Origin of the sequence: Acinetobacter sp. R933-2 (assembly GCF_030325485.1) — a bacterium.
Lineage (GTDB): Bacteria > Pseudomonadota > Gammaproteobacteria > Pseudomonadales > Moraxellaceae > Acinetobacter > Acinetobacter sichuanensis.
This window is the reverse complement of record NZ_JACAIJ010000013.1, coordinates 26377-48280: the sequence shown is the minus strand read 5'-3', so window position 1 is coordinate 48280 and position 21904 is coordinate 26377. Positions and strand designations below refer to the sequence as shown.

Here is a 21904-nt window from a genome sequence, read left to right as displayed (position 1 = left end):
CATTTTCATTTAATTCATTGTGACATAGTCTACCGTGTTTTGTGGCAGTTTGCCTATGCTTATCACATTCCATTGAGAAACATAGTTATACACAAGCTCTACGGTAAATGAAAAGCTAGATCTGTCATTTTTCGGTAGAATTCGTTTAATATTTCCACACTTGCTTAGCTTGATTTTATAATACATATTCAAAAAATATGATTTTTATAAAAAAAGCACTTTAAAAAAAGTGCTTTTAAAACCTTGAGATGGATTGAATATTTTAATCTGCTGAAATCACTTCTTTCTTTTTACCTTTTAAAATTTCAGTACGAATAGTTTGAGCTAATTCTGCAGATTCAGCATTCATTCCGTTGATCATAAATGCATGACGCGTGAGTAAACTTGTTGGATTTGGCATAGCAACTAATTGATAGTTCTCACCAATTTGTTTAAGCAGCTCATTGCTGAGGTATAAAGCCATTTCTTTAGCAATTAAATGATTGGATAAGCGTTCTGCTGCTTGTAAGGCGTCAAGCTGCATTGCTTCAACCTCAGTTGTTACAGCACAGCGTGTTTGTAAAACGAAGCGTTTGTCTTCGCGGTAACGTTTATACAGAACTTCAGATAATAATTGAAAAACAGAACCAATCATTAAAATACAAGGTAAAGCATTGGGTTTTTCTGTAGGAACAGTAATTGTTGCCCCTTGTTGGCTAAACTCTTGATGTACTGTGAAATCTTTCGAGTTGAGTTTGAAATGTTGTGCTGATAATTCAATACTCTTATTTAAGAAAATTTGACATAAATTAAAATAAGGAACAGAAACAGATTGATTGACTGTATTCATCAATTGTTTAGGGTCATAATATTGAATGTTAAGCGCTATCGCTGATTGATTTTTATCAAACTCAACAGGTTTCTCAACTTTCAGTGGTTTTGGTTTTGCTTGTTGTTTTGCTTGCGCAATCGCTAACATTTTATCGGCTTTTTCAGCTTCTAATGCTTCCATCAGTTGTTGAATTTCATGTTTTAAACGTGCTTCTTTGTTTAAACGTGCCAAAAATTCACTACGTGTAGGACGTGCAATGGCGCGATATGCTAGCCAAATTAAACCGTGAATGATGAGTGAAATTAAAATCGCCAACCATTGAGTACGTAAAATTTCACCAATACTTGGTTTAATTAAAGTAATTTCGATGCTGCCAACTTTTTTCTCATTTTGTAATGCATCACGTACAAAAACTTCGCCTTGACGTGTTTTTGCTAAGCCACTGGTTGCGAGCACTTGTTTCTGTGCATCTAAAATGCGAATCGAAGCGACGCTAGGGTTGGTTGCATAACGATTTGCCAACAGGGCTAAAGATACTGTATTGGCAGGTTCAAGCTCAGAAAGACTATCTGCAACCAACTGGCTGGTCATGAGTTGACCTTGGTTTGCGCGGTTTGCATTGAGTTGATGAGTTGTTGCAATTACCATCAAAAAAGTGTGTAAAGCAAAACTTATAATCAGTAGGCTAGCAAATAGCCCTTGTCTTGGCGCATTCAACTTAAACTTCCAAAGAAAAAATATTCGATTTCGATTATGATTCTAACAATAGTTGTAGCTCAGACCCGAGTCAATTCATGCGAGAAATCATTCTTATATCATTTTTAGGACCTGACCAACCCAATCAGTTTACTCGATTAATGCAAGTGTTGTCCGTACATTCTTTGCAAATATTAGATGTAGGGCAGGCAGTCATTCATAACCAGTTGACTTTAGGGATTGTAGTTTCGTCAGATGACCAAACCGCCACGGCTTTAGCCATGAAAGATATCCTTATTTTAGCACACGATATTGGACTCACTGTTCGATTTAAACCAATTACAGGTGCGGAATATGATCAATGGGTAAGTGAAGGTGGCAGAACCCGTTATATTGTAACGGCTTTAGCACCTGAACTTACTGCTGCTCATTTACAAGCAGTAACAAATATTGTGTCGAGTCAAGGTTTTAATATTGAAACTGTTACTCGTCTTTCGGGACGTCCTGAAAGAGAAGCACAAGACCATGAGCCAAAACGTTCATGTGTACAATTTGGCTTAAGTGGACAAATGTTAGACGCTGCTGCCATGCGTGCGGCATGTCTTCGACTTTCAGCCGAGTCAAGCATTGATGTTGCTGTACAAGAAGACAATGCTTATCGACGTAATCGTCGTTTGGTTTGTTTTGATATGGACTCCACTTTAATTGAACAAGAAGTCATTGATGAACTGGCAATAGAAGCGGGTGTTGGCGCGCAAGTCGCTGAAATTACTGAGCGTGCCATGCAAGGTGAATTGGACTTTCAACAAAGCTTCCGTGCGCGTGTTGCGTTATTAAAAGGTCTAGATGCTTCTGTTCTGCCTAAAATTGCAGAACGCCTGACTGTTACAGAAGGCGCAGAACGTTTAATTAAAACCTTAAAATCATTGGGTTATAAAACAGCAATTTTATCAGGTGGCTTCCAGTATTTTGCTGAATATTTACAAGCAAAACTTGGTATTGATGAAGTACATGCCAATATTTTGGATGTGCAAGATGGCATTGTGACAGGTGAAGTAAAAGGTCATATTGTTGATGGTGCACGTAAAGCATTGTTATTGACTGAATTGGCTGAAAAAATGGGCATTTCTCTAGAGCAAGCAATTGCAGTTGGGGATGGTGCAAATGATTTGCCAATGCTTTCAATTGCAGGTTTAGGCGTTGCTTTCCGTGCAAAACCCTTAGTTCGTCAAAATGCAAATCAGGCGATTTCTAGTGTTGGTTTAGATGGTGTTTTATATTTACTTGGTGTACATGATAAAGATTTAAACCGAGCTTAAGCACACAACAAAATTGCTATTTTTTAAAAGAAGAGTAACGCTAAGTTGCTCTTTTTTATTGATAAAATATATTTACATATGTGAGTTACATCACACTTTATTTGGTTTTAAATTGTACAGTTGAAAAAAACCTCATTTGTACAAAAAGTCACTTGATTTTTTTGTAATGACACGCAAAAGCTGAGTTTGATTAGAGTCTCTGAAAATAATCATGGTGAAAAGTGTAATGACAAAATACTATGACGACAAAGTGTGTCGTCTTACCTAAAAACAGGTATTTTCTTCTAAAAAAAATACGCCATAATGCAGCATATAAGCTTTGGTAAAATTGCAAAGAAAAAATATTGGCTTGATAAAAGTGGTTGTGTAAACGCCTCTATGAGGTTCACGTATCATTTTGATGGAGGTTTCTATGGTATCAGCGACATGGGCAACATTGATTGGATTTAGTCTAATTGCCGTAGCGTTGGCTACTGTGTTTTTTTCTCCTTATCGTCATTGGTTGGGATTTATGTTTGCTGGAATGGTCTTCTGGGGCATATTGGAGACGATACGGTTTAACGTACAGAATTTTTTTGATTTATCGGTTCCTTATAGTTATTTAACCGCAATTATTATTGCCATGAGTGCATTGATTGTTTTGTTGTTAAGAGCAGATCGTTTGGCACAAAAAACTTTGCAAAATCGTCAATATATTGAACATACCCCAGTATATGAAGAGGATTAGCAAGACTAAATGACTGACTTTAGAGTTCAATAAAATAATGAAAAAAGACATTTCAAAGGTATAGTGAATGATATACCTTTTTCTGAGTATAGTTTTGTTAGAAGTCTTGTATTGCAAATAACAAGTTATGCTAGGATGGTGAATAGATTTTTTTTATATTAAAACAACAGGCTTAAATGTCATGAAACTTTCTTCAATTCCAGTTGTGAAGTTACCAATCGTAGATGCAAGTACAGATCCACTCGATCTACTCGTATTAGGTTTAGCACTTCGTATGAAGCAATTGGCACGTACGAGTCCAAAATTTATTGAGTTGACCCATGATCGTCAATTCCGTATTCAAATTGGAACAGATTTAGGAGTTGCACGTCAAATCCTTGTAAATAATGGTCAAATTGATACGGTTTCAGGTGCTGAGGAAAAGGCTGATTTCATTTTACAATTTGCTGATAGTGAGCAAGGTGTAAAAACTTTAATGAAAGGCGATCCGAGTGCATTTATGACAGGCATGCAAAACGGTACAATTAAAATGGAAGGTGATTTCAGCTTATTGGTTTGGTTTAACCAAGTGGCTAAATTGATTCCACCTAAAGTGCCAAAACCTGTCAAAGAGAAAATTGCATTGGCACGTCAGTTTCTTAAAGAAAAGACAGGTCGCTAATTTTGCTTGAAGTATAGAGACTGATGAATAAAACGCATCAGTTTCTTGCTATATAAAAGAATGAAAATAAAAAATATAAAAATACTGATTTTAAGTTTATTGGTGAGTAGCTTATTCAACGGATGTACTCAGTTAAAACCAACACCTGCCACAACTTTTATTGATCTCTATATTTTGAATAAAACCGTAACACGAGTTGTTGAAGTCAAAGTGACTTATAAACAAGGTCAGTTGTGCTTTAAACAGTTACCTGCATTTTCGACACTGCATCAGTATTTACCAAGTTCACAAGACACCGACCTCATGATTGATGTGATAGATCACAAGGACAGACGCATCGAACGCATATGGACTTTGTGATTGAAAAGAGCACAGTAGGTCAACTTCAACTGGAAATTGACCCAACATTGGAGGTGATGGCTTCAGGTAATTTTTCTATGCAATCGCAATGATATGAGTTACTCAACTTCTAAATTAAAGGTCACGGGTCCATCATTAACCAAGTGAACTTTCATATCGGCAGCGAAAATACCCGTTTGTACATGTTCAAATTGTGTTTTGGCATACTCAACCAGTTGATTGTAGAGTGCTTCAGCCTCACTTGGCGGCATCGCAGGACCAAAATCAGGACGTAGACCTTTTTGAGTCTGTGCCATGAGGGTAAATTGTGAAACGAGTAATATCCCACCACCAGCCTGATTGACATTCCAGCCCATTTTGCCTTGTTCATCATCAAAAAAACGATATTTCAAAATTTTATCAATCAGTTTTTTGCCTTTTTCAAAATTATCATCTTTTCCTAGACCTAAAAAAACCAAGATACCTGTTTGGATTTCACCTGTGATTTGACCATCCACAACTACTTTTGCTTCTAAAACTCGTTGTAATAACGCGCGCATATTTGAACCATGACTGATATTTTTTAACCATATGAATTTTATCAAATTTAGAGCTTAGATAATTGAAATGACTGAAAAAATATAATGTATTGAAAAATATGAGAATTATGGAAAGTAGATTTATTGATCTATTTATCCGATTATTTTTATAATAATAAACGGTTTTATCAATTAACGATAAATGTGTAATTTAAGTATAGCAGGAAAGGTAGATATTTGAGAGATTAACATGTTTAAGCGTTCATTACTTGTTGCCATGCTCGCAGCAGCAACAGCAGTAGTTCAAGCAGCACCGCTAACAAAAGACAACGGTGCGCCAGTGGGCGATAACCAAAACTCAATTACAGCAGGTGAGTATGGTTCAGTTCTTTTACAAGATGTACAGTTAGTTCAAAAATTACAACGTTTCGGACGTGAGCGTATTCCTGAGCGTGTTGTACATGCACGTGGTACAGGTGCGTATGGTGAGTTTGTTGCAACTAAAGATTTATCTGATTTAACCATTGCATCATTGTTTAAGGCAGGAACGAAAACTCCAGTATTTTTACGTTTTTCAACGGTCATTCATCCTAAAGGTTCGCCTGAAACATTGCGTGACCCGCATGGTTTTGGTCTGAAATTTTATACGCAGGAAGGTAACTGGGACTTAGTAGGTAACAACTTACCGGTCTTCTTTATCCGTGATGCGATTAAATTCCCTGATTTTATTCACGCAATGAAGCCAAGCCCAGTATCTAATGTTCAAGATGCCAATCGCGTTTTTGACTTCTTACAAAGTCAGCCTTGGGCAGTGAATATGCTGACTTATGTGTATTCAAACTTGGGTACACCAGCAAGCTATCGTAACTTGGATGGTTTCGGGGTACATGCTTTCAAATTGTACAATGCCAAAGGTGAGTATAAATATGTGAAATTTAATTTCCGTACTCAGCAAGGTTTAAAAGGCATGAACATGGAAGAAACCCAAGCGATGCAAGCGAAGGATTTCAACCATTTAACCAATGATCTTTACAATACCATCAATGCAGGTAAGTTCCCGAAATGGGACTTGTATATTCAAGTGCTTGATCCAAAAGATCTAGATAATTTTGACTTCAATCCACTCGATGCAACCAAAATCTGGCCAAGCAATTTAATTCCTGAAACCAAAGTGGGTACGCTGACTTTAAACCGTATGCCAAAGAATTTCTTCAATGAAACTGAGCAATCTGCATTTGCGCCAGGCAACTTGGTACCAGGTATTGAACCGTCAGAAGATCGTTTGTTACAAGGTCGTATTTTCTCTTATTCAGATACGCAAATGTATCGTTTAGGCGCAAATCATCAGCAAATTCCTGTGAACCGTCCATTGGTGAGCGTGAATAACAACAATCAGGAAGGTTTTATGAACATGTCTGAGCGTGATTCAGATGTGAACTATGAACCAAGCTTGAAATCGCCTAAACCTGCAACTGAGCATGCTAAAGCAATCAATACACCATTGGGTGAGAAAGTGCTTCAGCAAGCGATTCAGAAAGAGCAACCTTTTAAACAGGCAGGTGAGTTGTACCGTTCATATTCAGCCTTAGAAAAAACGGACTTGATTCGTAACCTTGCTGCGGACTTGGGTCAAGTGAAAGATGCTGAAACTAAGCACATCATGCTGTCTTATTTCTATAAAGCTGATGCTGATTATGGAACACGTTTAACGAAAGCGGTAAATGGTGATCTTAAACAAGTACAAGCAAAAGCAGCGAAATTGAAAGATTAATTTGGTCTAGTTGTGCGTATTGGTGACTAGGGCATCAAGGATGTCACCTCCGAAAAGTCCTGTAAAACTCGAATCCTTTCCTGCAACCCTAGGGGAGTTTTACAGGCATTGTTTATATTGATGAGGAGTGTTTGAAATGAAAATATATTTACAAGGGATCATGCTATCTTTGTTGAGTATTGTAATGATGACATTACTCACCTTAGGAATAAGTGCAGTTTCTGCACAAGAGGTAGAACAGCAGCAAGCTAAAGTCACACAGCATGCACAAAATGAATTAATTGATTTATTTTTTGCAGCCGCACGTACAGGTAATAATGAAGTCACTAAAGAGTTTCTAGAGCATGGTTTTCCTGTTGATGTGCAAAATCAGCAAGGTTTTACCGCTTTGATGATGGCAACATATTATGGGCATCAAAATACGGTCACGACTTTATTGGAACATGGTGCAAATCGTTGTGTGCGAGATCAAAAAGGGCATACTGCACTGATGGGTGCAATTGTTAAAGCAGAGTGGTCAATTGCGAAACAATTAAAAAAAGTGGATTGTGATGTTCAAGCTAAACAAACAGGTTTATTAACCATAGAAGAATTTGCAAAAGTGTTTGGGCAACTTGATCAACTGAAATCACTGGATCACTAAAACTTTATTTCTGGTTTAGGGTCATGCTTTGGGTCTCGGCTATATGCAAAAAATGCAAAAAAAATCCCTCAAGCCGAGTCAAGAGGGAAAGTGGATCAACTTTTTAAGACTAATATCATGTGTTTTATGCAGATTTAGCAGTAATCGTTTGTTGATTGGCTTCTAGTTCACGAACCAAAGGCAATACTTTTTCACCAAAATATTCAACTTCTTCAATGAAGTGTAAAAAACCTGAAAGCACTAAATCAACACCGACATTTTTCAGCTCAAGAATACGTTCAGCAATTTGTTGCGGAGTTCCAATTAAGTTGGTTTTAAAGCCATCATTGTATTGGACTAAATCTTCAAAAGTAGATTTTGCCCAGTTGCCTTCACCTTCTTTAGATGCCGCACCTGCCTCACGTGTTGCATCGCCAAAGGCATGAACAGCTTCAACATTTGCTTTATCAATAATTTCTTGTAAAACAGCTTGAGCTTCTTCTTCTGTATCACGAGCAATAATAAAAGCATTCACACCAATTTTGACATGATGACCATTTAATTTCGCTTTTTCACGGATATCATCGATTTGCTTTTTCAGTTCTTCTGGGCTATTTCCATTGGTAAAGTACCAATCTGATACACGAGATGCCATATCTCGCGCAGCACGAGAACTTCCGCCTTGAAAAATCTCAATATGTGGTTTTTGAACAGGTTTTGGTGAAAGCGTGTAGTCTTTAAACTGATAATATTTACCATCAAAACTATAATTATTGGTTGTCCAAATTCCTTTTAAGGTACGAATAAATTCTTCTGAGCGCACATAGCGCTCATCATGCTCGGGTCAAGGCTCACCAATGGCATCAAACTCACCTCTAAACCAACCACTGACCACATTAATGGCAATACGCCCATTTGTGAGATGATCAATCGTTGCTAATTGTTTAGCGGCAAGCGCAGGTTTCCATGGACCAGGTAAAATAGCCGCGATCACTTTGAGTTTTTCTGTTTTTGCTAAAATTGCATGACTAAAGCTGACAGACTCATGTTGATTTTCAGCGTTATAACCTGCTGTAAAACGAATTTGTGTGAGTGCATATTCAAAACCACTTTTTTCAGCGGCTTGTGCCAAACGTACATTGTATTCATAGCTCCAATCTGTACGTTGTTCAATATTACTGACCACTAAACCGCCACTTACATTAGGTACCCAGTAAGCAAACGTGATATTTTGATTTTTTGACATGTTGCTTGCCCTCGCATTTTTAATACTTAAATTTTTAATAATAGATTTAAGCCACTTGTGTTTTTGGCTTTTTATGATGAAGTCGAGCTTCAGCAGCATCTAGGCTTGGCACTGCTGCGGATGGTAATACATCCTCTTGTTCAATTTGTTTATTAATACCAAGATTTTGTGCTGCTTGTTGAGACTTTTCTTTAATGACATTTGCACGTTGCCCTTTAGCAGGTGCCCATTCTAAAATTGGTAAGGCACGTGCAATTGCTAAGGTGATACGATCACGTAATAATTCACTATGAATGGTGTATTCAGGTGTAAAGTCGCGATCCGTGGCATAAACGCCAATAGGCAAAGTTTGTGCTTGAAAAAAACTAAACAATGGGCGCAGTTGATGTTCAAGTACCAGTGCATGACGGTCACTACCACCTGATGCTGCCAATAAAACAGGTACATCAACTAAAGCAGTTTGTTCTACAAAATCAAAAAAATGCTTAAATAATCCTGTGAAAGACGCTCGATAAACAGGTGTACCAACAATGAGTGCATCAGCGGCTTCAACGGCAGCAAGATCATCTTGTACCCGTTGCGGAAGTTGATTACGGTAAATTGCACCTCCTAGTAGATGTGCAATTTCACTAAATTTAATGAAATGTACATTAATAGGCGTTGCTTCACTGAGCTCATTTAAAATTGCTTGGACTAAACTTTCTGTTTTTGATGGATTATTCAAACCACCTGATACAGCGACAATATTTAAGGGTTTCTGCGGGCTTAATGACATTTTAACGACCTAAAATTTTTAATCTCGGAATAATTCTTATTGAATCAATCTTTGTTTAAGTCTGTAAAATAAGCAAAAACATATTGTTTATCATAATTTTATATATAATAAAAAATAAACATTTTATCGAAGGTTTTAAATATTAACTGACTGATATGCATAGATAGTTTTTTAGATGATAAGCAAAGCAACTTTAAGTATTTAATTTATATTTAAAAACGATAATGAAATACAAAAAATGATAAATAACATAAAATTTGTAGGGAATTTTCGTTTAAAACGACAAAACAGTTAAAAATTCGTTATATTTAATTATCTTTAACAGCAAGAGTGCGGTTAGAATGAAAGACTGTGCTAGAGAGCTCTCGCTTCGCTTATGAATATTTTAATCGTTGATGATCATCCACTGTTTCGCCATGCTCTAATTCAAGCGGTACGTTATAGTTTGCCGCAAGCTCAGATTCATGAAACTGCTGCAGTAAATGAATTTTATGAGCGTTTAGAAAATGGTCCTGAACCTGATTTAGTTTTATTGGATTTAAATTTACCTGGTGCATCTGGGTTCTCTGCACTAGTACATGTACGAGCGCAATATCCATTACTGCCAATCATTGTTGTTTCAGCACATGAAGAAACTTCAATTATTCAACGTGCAATTGCGCATGGTGCTATGGGGTATATTCCTAAATCAGCGCATCCGAGCCATATTGGTGAAGCAATTCGTCAAGTATTAGAGGGCGAAATTTGGTTACCACCAAATTTACCTGCCAATATGAGTTTTGATCCACGTGCAGCAGATGAAGCAGCCTTAGCTGAACGAATTCAGTCATTAACGCCGCAGCAGTTCCGTGTCTTGATGATGGTCGCGGAAGGTTTGTTAAATAAACAAATTGCGTATGAACTGGAAGTTTCTGAAGCAACCATTAAAGCGCATGTCACTGCGATTTTCCGTAAATTGGGCGTGCAAAATCGTACCCAAGCAGTATTGGCGATCAGTGCTTTAAATATTGAAGAAAAGAAAGTTTAAAACGATATCTCATAAAAATAGATGTGATAAAAAATGGATGCTTGAGCATCCATTTTTTTGATTATAAAGAGGTACTTTTAACGCTTCACAACAATTGAATCAATACCACTATGTTGCAAGGTTTGCTGTGCAATCACGGCAGCATTTTGTGATTCATAAGGTCCTGAAATAACACGATACCAAGTTTGATTTCCTTCAGTCGCTTGAACGACATCTGCGGATAAGCCATTCAAAATGATTTCAGCACGACGTGCGTCAGCACTATCTGGGTCTGGGTAGCTACGTACTTGTAAAATATATTCAGGTGCTGTTGGTGCAGGTGCTTGTTCAGATACATCTAAACCCGTATTCACCTCATTTGTAGCAGGTTTTTCAGGTGCTTCTACAATCACAGTTTGACTTTGAACACGAGTTTCAGGTACAGCCTGATCGGGAATAGGCGTTACTTGTTGATTTGGTAAAAGGTCATAAAAACGGTAGTCTTTATTGGTATCTTCTTGATAATGCTCAGAAGTGACTTCATTACTACGTGTTTTTACAGGAGCCCACGGTTTCCAGAGCATAAGTGCTACACCAAAACTGAGCACGATTAAAATAACCACAAGCATCCCTAGCCATTTTGGAACTAAGGGCTTTTTAGGCTTATTTGGTCGTTCAGACACGCCGCGTTGCGTTTTTCCAAACACGTGGAATTCCTCTTACTAAATAGTAACGTTATATGTGACAACGTCTTTGAGTACCGCTACGGTGAACGATACTCAATAGATTTTGAAAATAGATGGCTACTTTACATTGTCTCTGGTGCAGAAACACCAAGAAGCTCTAAACCATTATGTATAACTTGTTGAACATTTTGAGAAAGTAATAAACGTGCTTGAGTTAATTCAGCATCATCACCTAATACTTTATGTTCGTTGTACCAACCATGGAATAAAGCAGCGAGTTCTTTTAAATAATTCCCCACTTGATGTGGTTCATAATTGTTCGCAGCACGAATCACAATTTCTGGATAAGCTGCGAGTTTTGCTAAAATTTCTGTTTCTGCGTCTAGTTCTAATTTTGCAGCAAATTGACGTGCATTTACTGTATCAAAATTGATACCAGTTGCAGCCGCTTTTTCTAGCATACGACAAATACGTGCATGTGCATATTGAATGTAATACACCGCATTGTCTTTGCTTTGTGAAACAGCAAGATCTAAGTCAAAGTCAATATGTTGTTCAGACTTACGCATGACGTAATAAAAACGAGCAGCGTCATTGCCAACTTCTTTACGCAAATCACGTAAAGTTACAAACTGACCTGAACGAGATGACATTTGCACCATTTCACCGCTACGCCATAGGCTGACAAATTGAACCAATAATACGGTCAGTTTTTTCGAGTCATAGCCCATTGCATCAATCGCAGCTTTTACACGAGAAATATAACCGTGGTGGTCTGAACCCCAGATATCAATAATTTCGGTATAGCCACGTTGTAATTTATTTAAATGATATGCAATGTCAGACGCAAAATAAGTGGTTTGACCATTACGACGTTTAACCACACGGTCTTTTTCATCGCCAAATTCAGTCGATTTAAACCAGATGTTACCGTCTTTTTCATAGAGGAAGCCACGTTGATCAAGAGTTTGTAAGGCTTCATCAATTTTTTCAGTCAATGATGCTTCACTGAACCATTGGTCGAAAGTGACACCAAACTCGCCAAGGTCATCTTTAATGTCATCCAAAATGGCATGTAAAGCCGCCTGATGGAAAACACGATAACCTTCACCCAACGCATTTTGTGAATTGTGGATTAAGCCATCAATGTGTTTTTCTTTATCACCTGAAAGGATCACTTTGTTGCCGTCTGCATCGAGTTCTTCAGCATATTGCACATCTTCAGGAACATCCTGATAAATGTCAGCAACAGGGCGTACATATGCATCAGCATCTTGATCAATAATGCTCTGAGCAATTTCTTTGACATAGTCACCCTGATAAGCATTTTTAGGGAAAACCAAAGTTTGCCCTGTTAGCTCAAGGTAACGTAAATAAGTTGAAGTTGCGAGAATATCCATCTGACGACCTGCGTCATTGACATAATATTCACGGTCAACTGTAGCACCTGTTGCTTCAAGTAAATTTGCAACAGTCATACCGTAGGCTGCACCACGACCATGACCCACATGTAGACTTGAAGTCGGGTTGGCTGAAACAAATTCGATTTGGATTTTTTTTGCAGCATTTGCTTGGGTTTTACCAAATTGGTCTTTTTGAGCTTGAATGCGATCAAGAATTGCAAAACGTTGATCTGCATTTAAAAAGAAATTGATAAAGCCAGGACCTGCAATTTCAGCTTTGCTGATATCTGCAACTTCAGGTAAGTTCGCTAAAATTTTTTCTGCAAGATCACGAGGTTTCATTCCCGCAGCCTTAGAACTGATCATTGCGATATTTGACGCAAAGTCACCATGGCTTCGGTCTTTAGTTCGGGTCAAATGACCTGTGTTGTTCCAGTCGGAAGGAAGTACGCCTTCAGCTTGAAGGGCTTGTACCGCATGATCGAGAGCTGCTTGGATTGCCGTATTCATAATCAGTCGAAAAATAAATGTCGCAGAAAAACAACGAATATAGCAAATTTCCGCGTCTTTAGGTAAAACCATTTGTATGGATTCATCAAAGAGTGATGAATAACTTGATGAATGAAGTCTGTACGCTTTAGCTAAGTGTTTGATGTGGTCAAAATATAAAAAAATAAGGAGGTGTTCTAAATTGTGTACTGATTATGATGATACTGAAATGAATGAAAAAAATATTCAAGTACAGCCTCATTTATATTACAAAGTTTGTACTTCTTTTCGTAGGCGATGCCTTACTTTTTAAGGATAAAAAGTAACAAAAATCCTTTGTTGGACATGAGAAGCTAAGCTTCGCAAGATATCCGCCCTTGTCCAACGGCGACATCCATGTCGCCCTGCGATAGCACCACCACGTTAATTTTTAATTTTGGATAAGATGTACTACAAATTGGTGTGAAACTGCTCAGCATACTTTTGAAACATCGCCAAAACAATAATTGTTTAACGTATCAATATAACGCAAAAGCTTTTAAAAAAGCTGAGTTTCAATTATGGTGTGACGCTTTAAAATGAAAGTCTGTCGTTGTCTATTATGCATCATAAACCAGCCATGATTGTTGGCAATATTCCTAAGCTTCCAGCTAAATACGCTGCTTGGATTTTACCTTTATTTTTATCTGGATTAATGAGTGGTATCATTTCATTGATAAATACTGTAAAGAACTTAGGCTGGACTGAAAATTTATTTTCAATTTTCTTATCTGCTTGGATGTTATCTTGGTTGGTTGCATATCCTATGGTACTGATCATATTACCAATTGTGAAAAAAATAACCGCTTTATTTGTAGATATGTCGCCACCTTAAGCATCGAAATAAGCTGATCTATTGTTTTTTAAGCTCTATTAAATGTCTAAATCTATTTAATATCATTATAAATTTGCTAAATACCCCAAAGCCCTAAAAAAGGGCTAATCTATAGCCCGATATAGATGAAACTCTACTATTTTTGTCTAGATTTACATCTAAATCTACACATAATGAGATGGGATATGACCGCAGAAAACTTGAAAGCTAAAAAACCGTTATATACACCCTATGCAGGGAATACTTTACTTGAGCTTCCCCTTTTGAATAAAGGTTCAGCCTTTACCGAAGAAGAACGCAAAGACTTCAATCTGTATGGCTTAATTCCGCATGTTATTGAAACAATAGAAGAGCAAAGTCAGCGCTCTTATCAACAATATTGTGATTTTAATGATGCGATTAACAAACATATTTATTTAAGAAATATTCAGGACACCAATGAGACCCTGTTTTATCACCTGATAGAAAATCATTTAAGCGAAATGATGCCAATCATTTATACGCCAACCGTTGGTGAGGCTTGCCAACGTTTTTCAGATATTTATCGTCGTCATCGTGGCACATTTATTTCTTATCCTGATCGTGAAAATATTGATGACATTTTACATAATGTAAATAAAAAGAATGTCAAAGTGATTGTGATCACTGATGGTGAACGGATTTTAGGTTTAGGTGACCAAGGTATTGGTGGAATGGGGATTCCAATCGGTAAGCTATCCTTGTATACCGCATGTGGTGGTATTAGTCCTGCTTATACTCTGCCAATTACTTTAGATGTTGGAACAAATAATCAACAATTATTGAATGATCCAATTTATTTAGGTTGGAACCAACCTCGAATTAGTGGCGAAGAATATTATCACTTTGTTGATGAAGTGATTGCTGCTATTCAGCGTCGTTGGCCAAAAGCATTGATTCAGTTTGAAGACTTTGCTCAAAAAAATGCGATGCCTTTACTTGAAAAATATCGTAATCAAATTTGTTGTTTTAATGATGATATTCAAGGTACAGCCGCAGTTTCTGTTGGTAGCTTAATTGCAGCAAGTCGTGCAGCAGGCAAGCAGCTTAAGGATCAGAAAGTTGCATTTTTAGGTGCAGGTTCAGCAGGGTGTGGTATTGCTGAGCAAATTGTAGCGCAAATGATTGCAGAAGGTTTAACTGACACTGAGGCTCGAGCGCGTGTCTTTATGGTTGATCGCTTTGGTTTAATTACTGAAAATCAGCCAAATCTTCTTGATTTTCAGCGTAAGTTAGCGCAAAAAACGGATGAGGTTGCACATTGGGGCAATGCTGAGGAAGTCATTTCTTTACTTGATGTCGTTAAAAATGCCAAGCCAACAGTTCTCATTGGTGTATCTGGGCAACCTGGTTTATTTACTGAAGAAATTATTCGCACTTTGGCTGCCAATTGCGAGCATCCGATTGTTTTACCATTGTCAAATCCGACTTCTCGTGTAGAAGCTGTACCTTCAGATATTATTGAATGGACAGAAGGGCGTGCATTAATTGCAACAGGTAGTCCATTTACTCCAGTCAATTATCAAGGCAAGATTTTTAATATTTCACAATGTAATAACTCGTACATTTTCCCTGGCATTGGTTTGGGAATCGTGGCAGTACAAGCAACCCGTGTAACAGATAATATGTTGATGGCTTCAAGTAATGCTTTGGCAGATTGTTCGCCAAAACTACATGATATTGAAGCAGATTTATTACCTGATTTAGATGAGTTGCAAAGCGTATCTAAAATCATTGCTTTTAAAGTGGCTCAAGCTGCGATTGCAGATGGTGTTGCTCCTGCAATTAGTGATGAGCAATTGCAGCAAAATATTGAAAATAATTTCTGGAAGCCTGAATATCGCCGTTATAAACGCGTTCCTTTCTAATTTAAATTTTCAGTAAAATTACATAAAATGGAGTCTAATGAGGCTCCATTTTTTATATTTTAAGTGATCTAACAATGAAAAAAATAATCTTTGGCTTTTTAAGTTGTTTTTTAATATCTACAACACTCACTCATGCAAATGTATGTGAAAAACAATGGCAAGAGGAACAAAAAAATACAGTTCAAATCAAAACACTTAAACGTCAGCAATGTGCTTATATTTGGGATGACGCCAAAGTGATTGCATTGCTCAAAAAGATGAATTTGAAGCCGAAAAATGGTCAGTGGATGGCAACTGATGAGTGTGATGCGATCCAAGTGGGACAGCAAAAATATATTTTATATCAAGCTTATTATAAAAATGATTTGAGTGATTTATATGTGATTCGAGATTCGAACAATAACCTGTATGGGTTTTTTAGAGATTTAGGTAAATACTCTTTTGTAGATGATAAATTTATCCCGACAGCAACAGCAAATCAACATGGAGTTGACTTGAAATGTGCTGCTTTGGGAAATAATCCGAAATTATCAAATATTTTGATCCAAAATCTTTTCCAAAGAAAGATAGACTTAACCCATTATTCTTATGAAGATAGAAATAAATAAACAGAGACCATTCCCGTAAAATGAAAAAGTATTTAGGGTTATTTTTATTGCTGAGTAGTATGCATGCTTCAGCAAAAACGATGTATTGTGTACAAACGAGCCGTGATCTGATTTCTGAACTGTATCGAGATTATCCTGTGCAATCAACGAAAGATCTTGCAGGTGCAAGTCGACAAGTGTTGCGTCAGTATTTTGATAGCCATCTGGTGCAGCTTTTGTTACGCGAGCAAAAATGTGCGGCAAAAGTACATGGGCAATGCAATTTGGACTTTAATATTTTAAGTAATTCACAAGATGTGGCTGATGATGTGGCGATTCGTGTTTTAGCAGCGAACGAGCATCAGGCAAAACTAAAAGTGGGCGAACAAATCCTCAATTTTAAAATGCGGATGGAAAACAATTGTATACGGATTCAAGATATTGAATATCAAGAAATAGGTCGCTTAAAACAAATTTTGAGTAGAAAATGAAAAAATATACGCTCTCAACAGTTGCTTGTTTGTTGTATGCCCATACTTCACGCTGAAAGCACGGCTCAAGCAGAGTTTAAGAAAGTTATGGTCAATGAATGGAAAGATCACGGAAGTTAAATGATAAAACTCAATAAATTAGCTCTCATTGTTGTAATGGTTTTAGGAATTGTGGCGTGTGATGATCAGTCAGAAAGAACAAGAGATGAGCAGTCAAAAGTCATACCACATACAGAAACTAAAGTAGAGCAGATCAAGCATTCAGAAAAAATATTACAAAAAGAAGCGCCACTAGATGCAGAAAGTTTTTGTAAAACGATGAGTGTTGAAACATGGTTTGCTTTTGATGAAGCAAGTGCTGAACCAATTTGTCATCAAGTCAAGTTTTATCAACTCAAAGACTATCAATGTGATATTTCAAAACATGCTTTTGGTCTGCACGAAGATGCAATTTATATTGAAAAAGGTGCGCATCGCATTTTTGCTTATCCAATAGAAAAACAATGTCTGGATGCTTTAGATGTTCGTGATTCTAATGCACCTTAAAAGTATGAAAATAAGATCAAAGCGAGAAAATCTTTGATCTTATTTTTTGTGTATTACTCTGTTTCTAAAATTTGTGCCAATAAATCTTCACTAGGCGCAAAATAATAAGCACCATCGAGTGGTGTAACAAAGTGCAGTAAACGGTCATGAACACCATCACCACTCGTACCAAACATACGCTCTAACATACGATCAATACGCGTTAAGTCTTTGGTATAGGCAATGAAAAATAATCCTTGATCGCCTTTGCCATCACCATAAGGTAAAGAATGACGTAGGATTTCGAGTTCTTCGCCTTCTTCATCTTCAATAACTGTTCTTACAATATGCGCATTTTCAGGTTTTTGGTCATCTTCAAGCTCAATTGACTCAAGCTTAGTACGTCCCATAACTTGTTCTTGTGCATCAACTTTAAGGCGTTTCCATTTTTCTAAATCGTGGGCATATCGTTGTGCAAAAATAAACGAACCATCTTGGAAAATACCTGTCTCTTCACCTAATAAAGCTGTTTCCGCACGATCATCCTTAAATTGTGGATTTTCAGTTCCATCAATAAAACCTGTGATATCACGACCATCAAAATAACGGAAACATACACGCTCATCTAAGACTTCAACGCGCTCTTGAATACCTTCAAAAAAGGATTGGCTCAGTGCAAAACAAATATCAGCACGTGCACTTGCTAAGTGAATAAGAACGTCTGCTTGAACAGCGGGCATTGGAAAAGTGCCATCAATTGCTTCAAGAGAAGAAAAACCTTCAGGTGTATCAGCATAAAGTTGCTGCCAAAGATCTAATCCAAATGCGACAGCGGTTTTAATTTGGGCATCAGGATGTTGTGTGATAAGACGATCACGTGTTGAAAATAGATCATCTAGTTTTTCTTTTAATTCAGCGATGGCTAAATCTTTTAAACGTAAAACAATAAAACGGGCATGGTCTGATGGTAGGGGCAAAATTACAGATTGTGCTGTCATTTTAAAGATGGCTCCTCAATTATTGTTTATGCAATGAATCTATTGTGCATGATGGAAAAATATCTCGGTAGAGCTTCGCTTATATTTTTAGCGATAAAATAAATCACGAGAAAAGGCAATGAAATGTCTATAATAACGTCTTTCTGATTGTCTCCCCAATTTTATGTCTTATCAAGTTTGGTTTGCATTTATGCTTGCGTGTTGGGTGATTAGTATTTCACCCGGTGCACGTGCGATCGCATCGATGTCAAGTGGTTTAAATTATGGCTTTCGTCGCGGTTATTGGAATGCACTAGGGCTGCAATTGGCTTTGCTGGTACAAATTGGCATTGTTGCTGCTGGAGTAGGAGTACTATTTGCGACGACTCCTTGGGCATTTCTAGTGGTGAAATGGTTCGGTGTTTTATATTTACTCTATTTAGCCTATATGCAATGGAGAGCACCAATTCAGAATATTGAAATTAAATCGGAAAATAAACCTAAAACCATTCCTATGGTCATTTTGCATGGTTTTTTGATTAATATGAGTAATCCTAAAGCGATTGTATTTTTGTTGGCGGTTTTACCTTAGTTTTTGGATGTAAACAAGGCACAACCGATTCAATATCTGACGATGGCTGTGACCATGATTACGATTGATTTGATGGTTATGGCAGCTTACACGGGTTTGGCTGCTAAAGTGTTACGCTTATTGAAGTCGCCTCAGCAACAGAAATATATGAATCGTACCTTTGCTATATTATTTAGTTGTGCCGCAGCTTTGTTGAGTTTGGTGCATCAGTGATCGAATAGATTTCAATTGTTATTTTGCTCTGGATTAATTGGTCTTGGTGTCAAAACTTCAGTCGATCATAATTTTTGATTGAGGCATAAATTGTAAAAGAAAAAAATAAAATCAGAAAACTACTTAACAATCTTGCAGATCTTGCCCGATAGATTTGGTATTCAAGTTGACTGACTTCAGTTATAAAACTATTTCTTTCAAATAGATAATAAGTATTGGTAGCTTTTTCAACTCGAAAGTTCCCAACTAGTGTATAGAAAATAAAAAATTGAAGCAGTGCATAAATGAATAAAATTATAAATATAGATTGAAAATTTTTAGACCAAGTTGCAAAAGCCCAAGACTGATTTTGATTATTTTTCTGCTTCAGAATGAGCCAAAAGGTATTTAAAAATAAAGGTAAAACTAAACTGATGAGAATCTCAAAGGAAAAGGGGAGATAACTCAAAAAACTATACAGATGAATCAATACACAAATCATGAAACAGACAATATTGAATATTGCAAACAGGTTCAATGATTTAAAATCATACATTTTTAACTCATTTTTTTAATTTTCTGAATGGTAAATACTGAAGCAAACAAAATCGACATGGTTAAAACAATACTTAAACCTGTTGAAATGTTTAAACCTGCACTTGACCACAAGCCAATACTGACACCAAGTTGAGCAATAATAAAAGCAGCAATGACCATTTGCTTAGGAGAATGCGAAACTAGACGAGCTGTCAAAGCGGGGATCACCAATAATGCCCCCATCAATAACGAGCCGACAGCACGTAATGCCAAGACTGTAAATAATGCCAATAACAACATAAAAATCAAACGTTGCCATTTAGCATTTACACCCTCACTCACAGCAATATCAGGGTCAATGGCGATTTGAATTTGCGCTTGCCAATGCCTAAACAACACAAGCAATGCTGCAAAAATAATACCAACAAATACAGGCAAGTCCGACCATTCTATTGTCAGTAAATCACCAAAAAGATAGCTTAATAATTCAGGACGCAAGGCAGGTAAGTGCTGAATAACCAATAAGCCTGAACAAAGTAGAGTTGCAGAGCATAAAGCAAGCAATGCGTCATTTGGTAAGCGAGGATCATGTAAAATCCATAATACGCCAACCAACAAAATTGCAGTAAAACTTACACCGACCCAAAGAGGTAAACTCACAACAGCGGCTAAAGCCACACCTAAGAGCGTACCATGTGCCATTGTGTCGGCAAAAAAAGACATACGACGCCACAACATGAGACAACCTAAGGGCGCAGTTAGAAAAACTAACAACGTTCCCATAATCCATGCAGGTAATAGGAGTTGTAACCATTCCATCATGGCTTAGGCTTCCGGTTCAGGGTGAATGTGTGGACGAGAATCATGTTCACAGGTTTTAGCTGAGTCACCATGCGCACAATGATCATGATGATGTTGATAAAGAACTCGGTTCGTTCCAAAAATTGCTTGATACTCAGGATGTTGCTGAATATTTTCAGGTAAACCACTACAACAAATGTGCTTATTTAAACATACAACACGTTGAGTACCTTGCATGACCCATTGCAGATCATGCGAAACGATTAAAATAGAACAACCATAACGTTCAGGTAAACTTCTAACATAATCATACAGTTCAGCTTCAGATTGAATATCTAAGCCTTGCATCGGTTCATCAAGCACTAAAACATCAGGTTGGCGTAATAATGCACGTGCCAATAAAACACGCTGACGTTCACCACCTGAAAGTTGTTGCACTTTCGAATGATTAAGCTGTGCAATACCTGTATCTCTGATAATTTCAGCTTTAATTGCTTTATCACATTTTTCTAAATTTAATAAATCTTTAACACGTAGAGGTAAACTATGTGAAGGATTAAATTTTTGCGGTACATAAGCTAATTTAAGCTTTTTAGTACTGATAATGCGCCCAGAACTTGGTTTAACAATGCCCAATAACACTTTAATGAGTGTGGATTTACCCGCACCATTTGGACCAATAAGCGTGACAATTTCTTTTTCATGCAAAGAAAAATCGACATTTTTTAAAATATCACGCTCATCAATACGAACATTAATCTGCTGTAATTGAACCAATGATGGCGTTAGACCTTGTTCGAGCACTGCTGACATAGTCCTGAAATCTCAATAATACTGTGATGGGCTTTAAAATGGTCAGAGTCAGCCAACTGATCTAATTGTTCAATTAAGCCTTTTGCTGAAGCTTCTTTGACAGTTTGACATTGCGAGCAAATTAGAAAAGCAGCTTGGTGCCCTTCACGAGGGTGGCAACAAGGAATATAAGAATTAATCGAAGTTAAGCGATGAATAAAACCTTTCTCTAATAAAAAGTCTAAAGTTCTATATACAGTAGGTGGGGCAGCAGGGCGGTCAGATGTACCTTTTAACTTGGCTAATAAGTCATAAGCACCCACAGGACCTGTCGCATTTAAAATTAATTCTAAAACCTCTTTACGTAAGGGTGTGAGACGAGCACCGCCAGCAGTACAAATATTTTCTGCTTCTAATAGGCGAGCTTTGACATTTTTATGGTCATGTACGCCATGTAAAGTATCATGATGCTCGTGTGAACATAGGTTCATTGCACACCTCAAAAGACGTTTAAAATAATAAGACGATCGCAAATAGTAACATGAAGCCAGATCATGTTA

21 protein-coding genes and 2 pseudogenes are annotated in these 21904 nt (G+C 37.2%); 13 read left to right on the top strand and 10 right to left on the bottom strand.

The genetic code is table 11. The annotated features are described in order from the left end of the window. Positions 1-262: 262 nt before the first annotated feature. Entirely contained in the window at positions 263-1528 is a 1266-nt protein-coding gene (locus HX005_RS14880) for a hypothetical protein (RefSeq protein WP_286377943.1), read from the bottom strand. Positions 1529-1605: 77 nt separating this feature from the next. On the opposite strand from HX005_RS14880, the gene serB reads away from it, so the two are divergent. The 4 genes from serB (at position 1606) to HX005_RS14860 (ending at position 4574) form a co-directional block, all read left to right on the top strand. After that, on the top strand, positions 1606-2826 hold the full coding sequence (serB, locus tag HX005_RS14875) for a phosphoserine phosphatase SerB (RefSeq protein ID WP_107008941.1): 1221 nt from the start codon (positions 1606-1608) through the stop codon (positions 2824-2826). Between the two features lie 412 nt (positions 2827-3238). Continuing rightward, positions 3239-3553 (top strand): ciprofloxacin tolerance protein AciT, encoded by a 315-nt coding sequence (gene aciT / locus HX005_RS14870; RefSeq protein ID WP_107008940.1) that lies wholly within the window; start codon positions 3239-3241, stop codon positions 3551-3553. Between the two features lie 181 nt (positions 3554-3734). Beyond that, complete coding sequence (locus HX005_RS14865; RefSeq protein WP_107008968.1) at positions 3735-4214, top strand: SCP2 sterol-binding domain-containing protein; 480 nt, start codon at positions 3735-3737, stop codon at positions 4212-4214. A gap of 60 nt (positions 4215-4274) precedes the next feature. Then, positions 4275-4574, top strand: a complete 300-nt coding sequence (locus tag HX005_RS14860; RefSeq protein ID WP_286377942.1) for a hypothetical protein — start codon at positions 4275-4277, stop codon at positions 4572-4574. Between the two features lie 98 nt (positions 4575-4672). Here the strand turns inward: HX005_RS14860 and dtd are convergent, their stop codons facing one another. Then, positions 4673-5113, bottom strand: coding sequence for a D-aminoacyl-tRNA deacylase (gene dtd, locus HX005_RS14855; RefSeq protein ID WP_286377941.1), 441 nt, complete (start codon positions 5111-5113; stop codon positions 4673-4675). Between the two features lie 229 nt (positions 5114-5342). Between dtd and HX005_RS14850 the strand changes: the two genes are divergently transcribed. Together HX005_RS14850 and HX005_RS14845 are read left to right on the top strand one after the other, a co-directional pair. Next, entirely contained in the window at positions 5343-6863 is a 1521-nt protein-coding gene (locus HX005_RS14850) for a catalase (RefSeq protein ID WP_286377940.1), read from the top strand. A gap of 136 nt (positions 6864-6999) precedes the next feature. After that, positions 7000-7506, top strand: a complete 507-nt coding sequence (locus tag HX005_RS14845) for an ankyrin repeat domain-containing protein (RefSeq protein WP_502872752.1) — start codon at positions 7000-7002, stop codon at positions 7504-7506. Positions 7507-7630: 124 nt separating this feature from the next. On the opposite strand, the pseudogene sfnG reads toward HX005_RS14845, so the two are convergent. Further along, positions 7631-8731, bottom strand: a pseudogene (gene sfnG, locus HX005_RS14840) (dimethylsulfone monooxygenase SfnG). A gap of 46 nt (positions 8732-8777) precedes the next feature. Next, positions 8778-9506, bottom strand: a complete 729-nt coding sequence (msuE, locus tag HX005_RS14835) for an FMN reductase (protein ID WP_107008935.1) — start codon at positions 9504-9506, stop codon at positions 8778-8780. A gap of 376 nt (positions 9507-9882) precedes the next feature. Between msuE and HX005_RS14830 the strand changes: the two genes are divergently transcribed. Further along, positions 9883-10533 (top strand): response regulator, encoded by a 651-nt coding sequence (locus tag HX005_RS14830; protein WP_107008934.1) that lies wholly within the window; start codon positions 9883-9885, stop codon positions 10531-10533. A gap of 77 nt (positions 10534-10610) precedes the next feature. On the opposite strand, the gene HX005_RS14825 is transcribed toward HX005_RS14830, so the two are convergent. Both HX005_RS14825 and argS read right to left on the bottom strand, forming a co-directional pair. Then, entirely contained in the window at positions 10611-11219 is a 609-nt protein-coding gene (locus tag HX005_RS14825; RefSeq protein WP_107008933.1) for an SPOR domain-containing protein, read from the bottom strand. Positions 11220-11320: 101 nt separating this feature from the next. Continuing rightward, entirely contained in the window at positions 11321-13111 is a 1791-nt protein-coding gene (argS, locus tag HX005_RS14820) for an arginine--tRNA ligase (protein WP_286377939.1), read from the bottom strand. 580 nt (positions 13112-13691) lie between these two features. Here argS and HX005_RS14815 point away from each other — a divergent pair. The 5 genes from HX005_RS14815 to HX005_RS14795 all read left to right on the top strand — a co-directional run bounded on the left by HX005_RS14815 (position 13692) and on the right by HX005_RS14795 (position 17474). After that, positions 13692-13964 carry a DUF2798 domain-containing protein gene (locus HX005_RS14815; RefSeq protein WP_286377938.1) on the top strand — a complete coding sequence of 91 codons (273 nt, stop codon included), beginning with the start codon at positions 13692-13694 and terminating at the stop codon, positions 13962-13964. Between the two features lie 185 nt (positions 13965-14149). Next, positions 14150-15850 carry an NAD-dependent malic enzyme gene (locus HX005_RS14810; protein WP_286377937.1) on the top strand — a complete coding sequence of 567 codons (1701 nt, stop codon included), beginning with the start codon at positions 14150-14152 and terminating at the stop codon, positions 15848-15850. 74 nt (positions 15851-15924) lie between these two features. Beyond that, entirely contained in the window at positions 15925-16458 is a 534-nt protein-coding gene (locus tag HX005_RS14805; RefSeq protein WP_286377936.1) for a hypothetical protein, read from the top strand. 20 nt (positions 16459-16478) lie between these two features. Further along, positions 16479-16928 carry a hypothetical protein gene (locus HX005_RS14800; RefSeq protein WP_286377935.1) on the top strand — a complete coding sequence of 150 codons (450 nt, stop codon included), beginning with the start codon at positions 16479-16481 and terminating at the stop codon, positions 16926-16928. 120 nt (positions 16929-17048) lie between these two features. Then, positions 17049-17474 carry a hypothetical protein gene (locus tag HX005_RS14795; RefSeq protein WP_286377934.1) on the top strand — a complete coding sequence of 142 codons (426 nt, stop codon included), beginning with the start codon at positions 17049-17051 and terminating at the stop codon, positions 17472-17474. Between the two features lie 53 nt (positions 17475-17527). Here the strand turns inward: HX005_RS14795 and HX005_RS14790 are convergent, their stop codons facing one another. After that, positions 17528-18451, bottom strand: coding sequence for a Dyp-type peroxidase (locus HX005_RS14790; RefSeq protein ID WP_286377933.1), 924 nt, complete (start codon positions 18449-18451; stop codon positions 17528-17530). A 163-nt stretch (positions 18452-18614) separates the two neighbouring features. Here HX005_RS14790 and HX005_RS14785 point away from each other — a divergent pair. Beyond that, positions 18615-19235 (top strand): annotated as a pseudogene (locus tag HX005_RS14785) (LysE family translocator). Between the two features lie 537 nt (positions 19236-19772). On the opposite strand, the gene znuB reads toward HX005_RS14785, so the two are convergent. The 3 genes from znuB to HX005_RS14770 are packed head-to-tail and all read right to left on the bottom strand — an operon-like array spanning position 19773 to position 21835. Next, positions 19773-20573: a zinc ABC transporter permease subunit ZnuB gene (gene znuB, locus HX005_RS14780; protein WP_286377932.1), complete on the bottom strand. Its 801-nt coding sequence runs from the start codon at positions 20571-20573 to the stop codon at positions 19773-19775. Positions 20574-20576: 3 nt separating this feature from the next. Next, entirely contained in the window at positions 20577-21365 is a 789-nt protein-coding gene (gene znuC / locus HX005_RS14775; protein WP_107008923.1) for a zinc ABC transporter ATP-binding protein ZnuC, read from the bottom strand. Next, the gene (locus tag HX005_RS14770) at positions 21338-21835 is read right to left on the bottom strand and encodes a transcriptional repressor (protein WP_107008922.1); all 498 of its coding nucleotides are present in this window, start codon (positions 21833-21835) and stop codon (positions 21338-21340) included. Before HX005_RS14770 ends, znuC begins: the two co-directional genes overlap by 28 nt. Positions 21836-21904 lie beyond the last annotated feature (69 nt).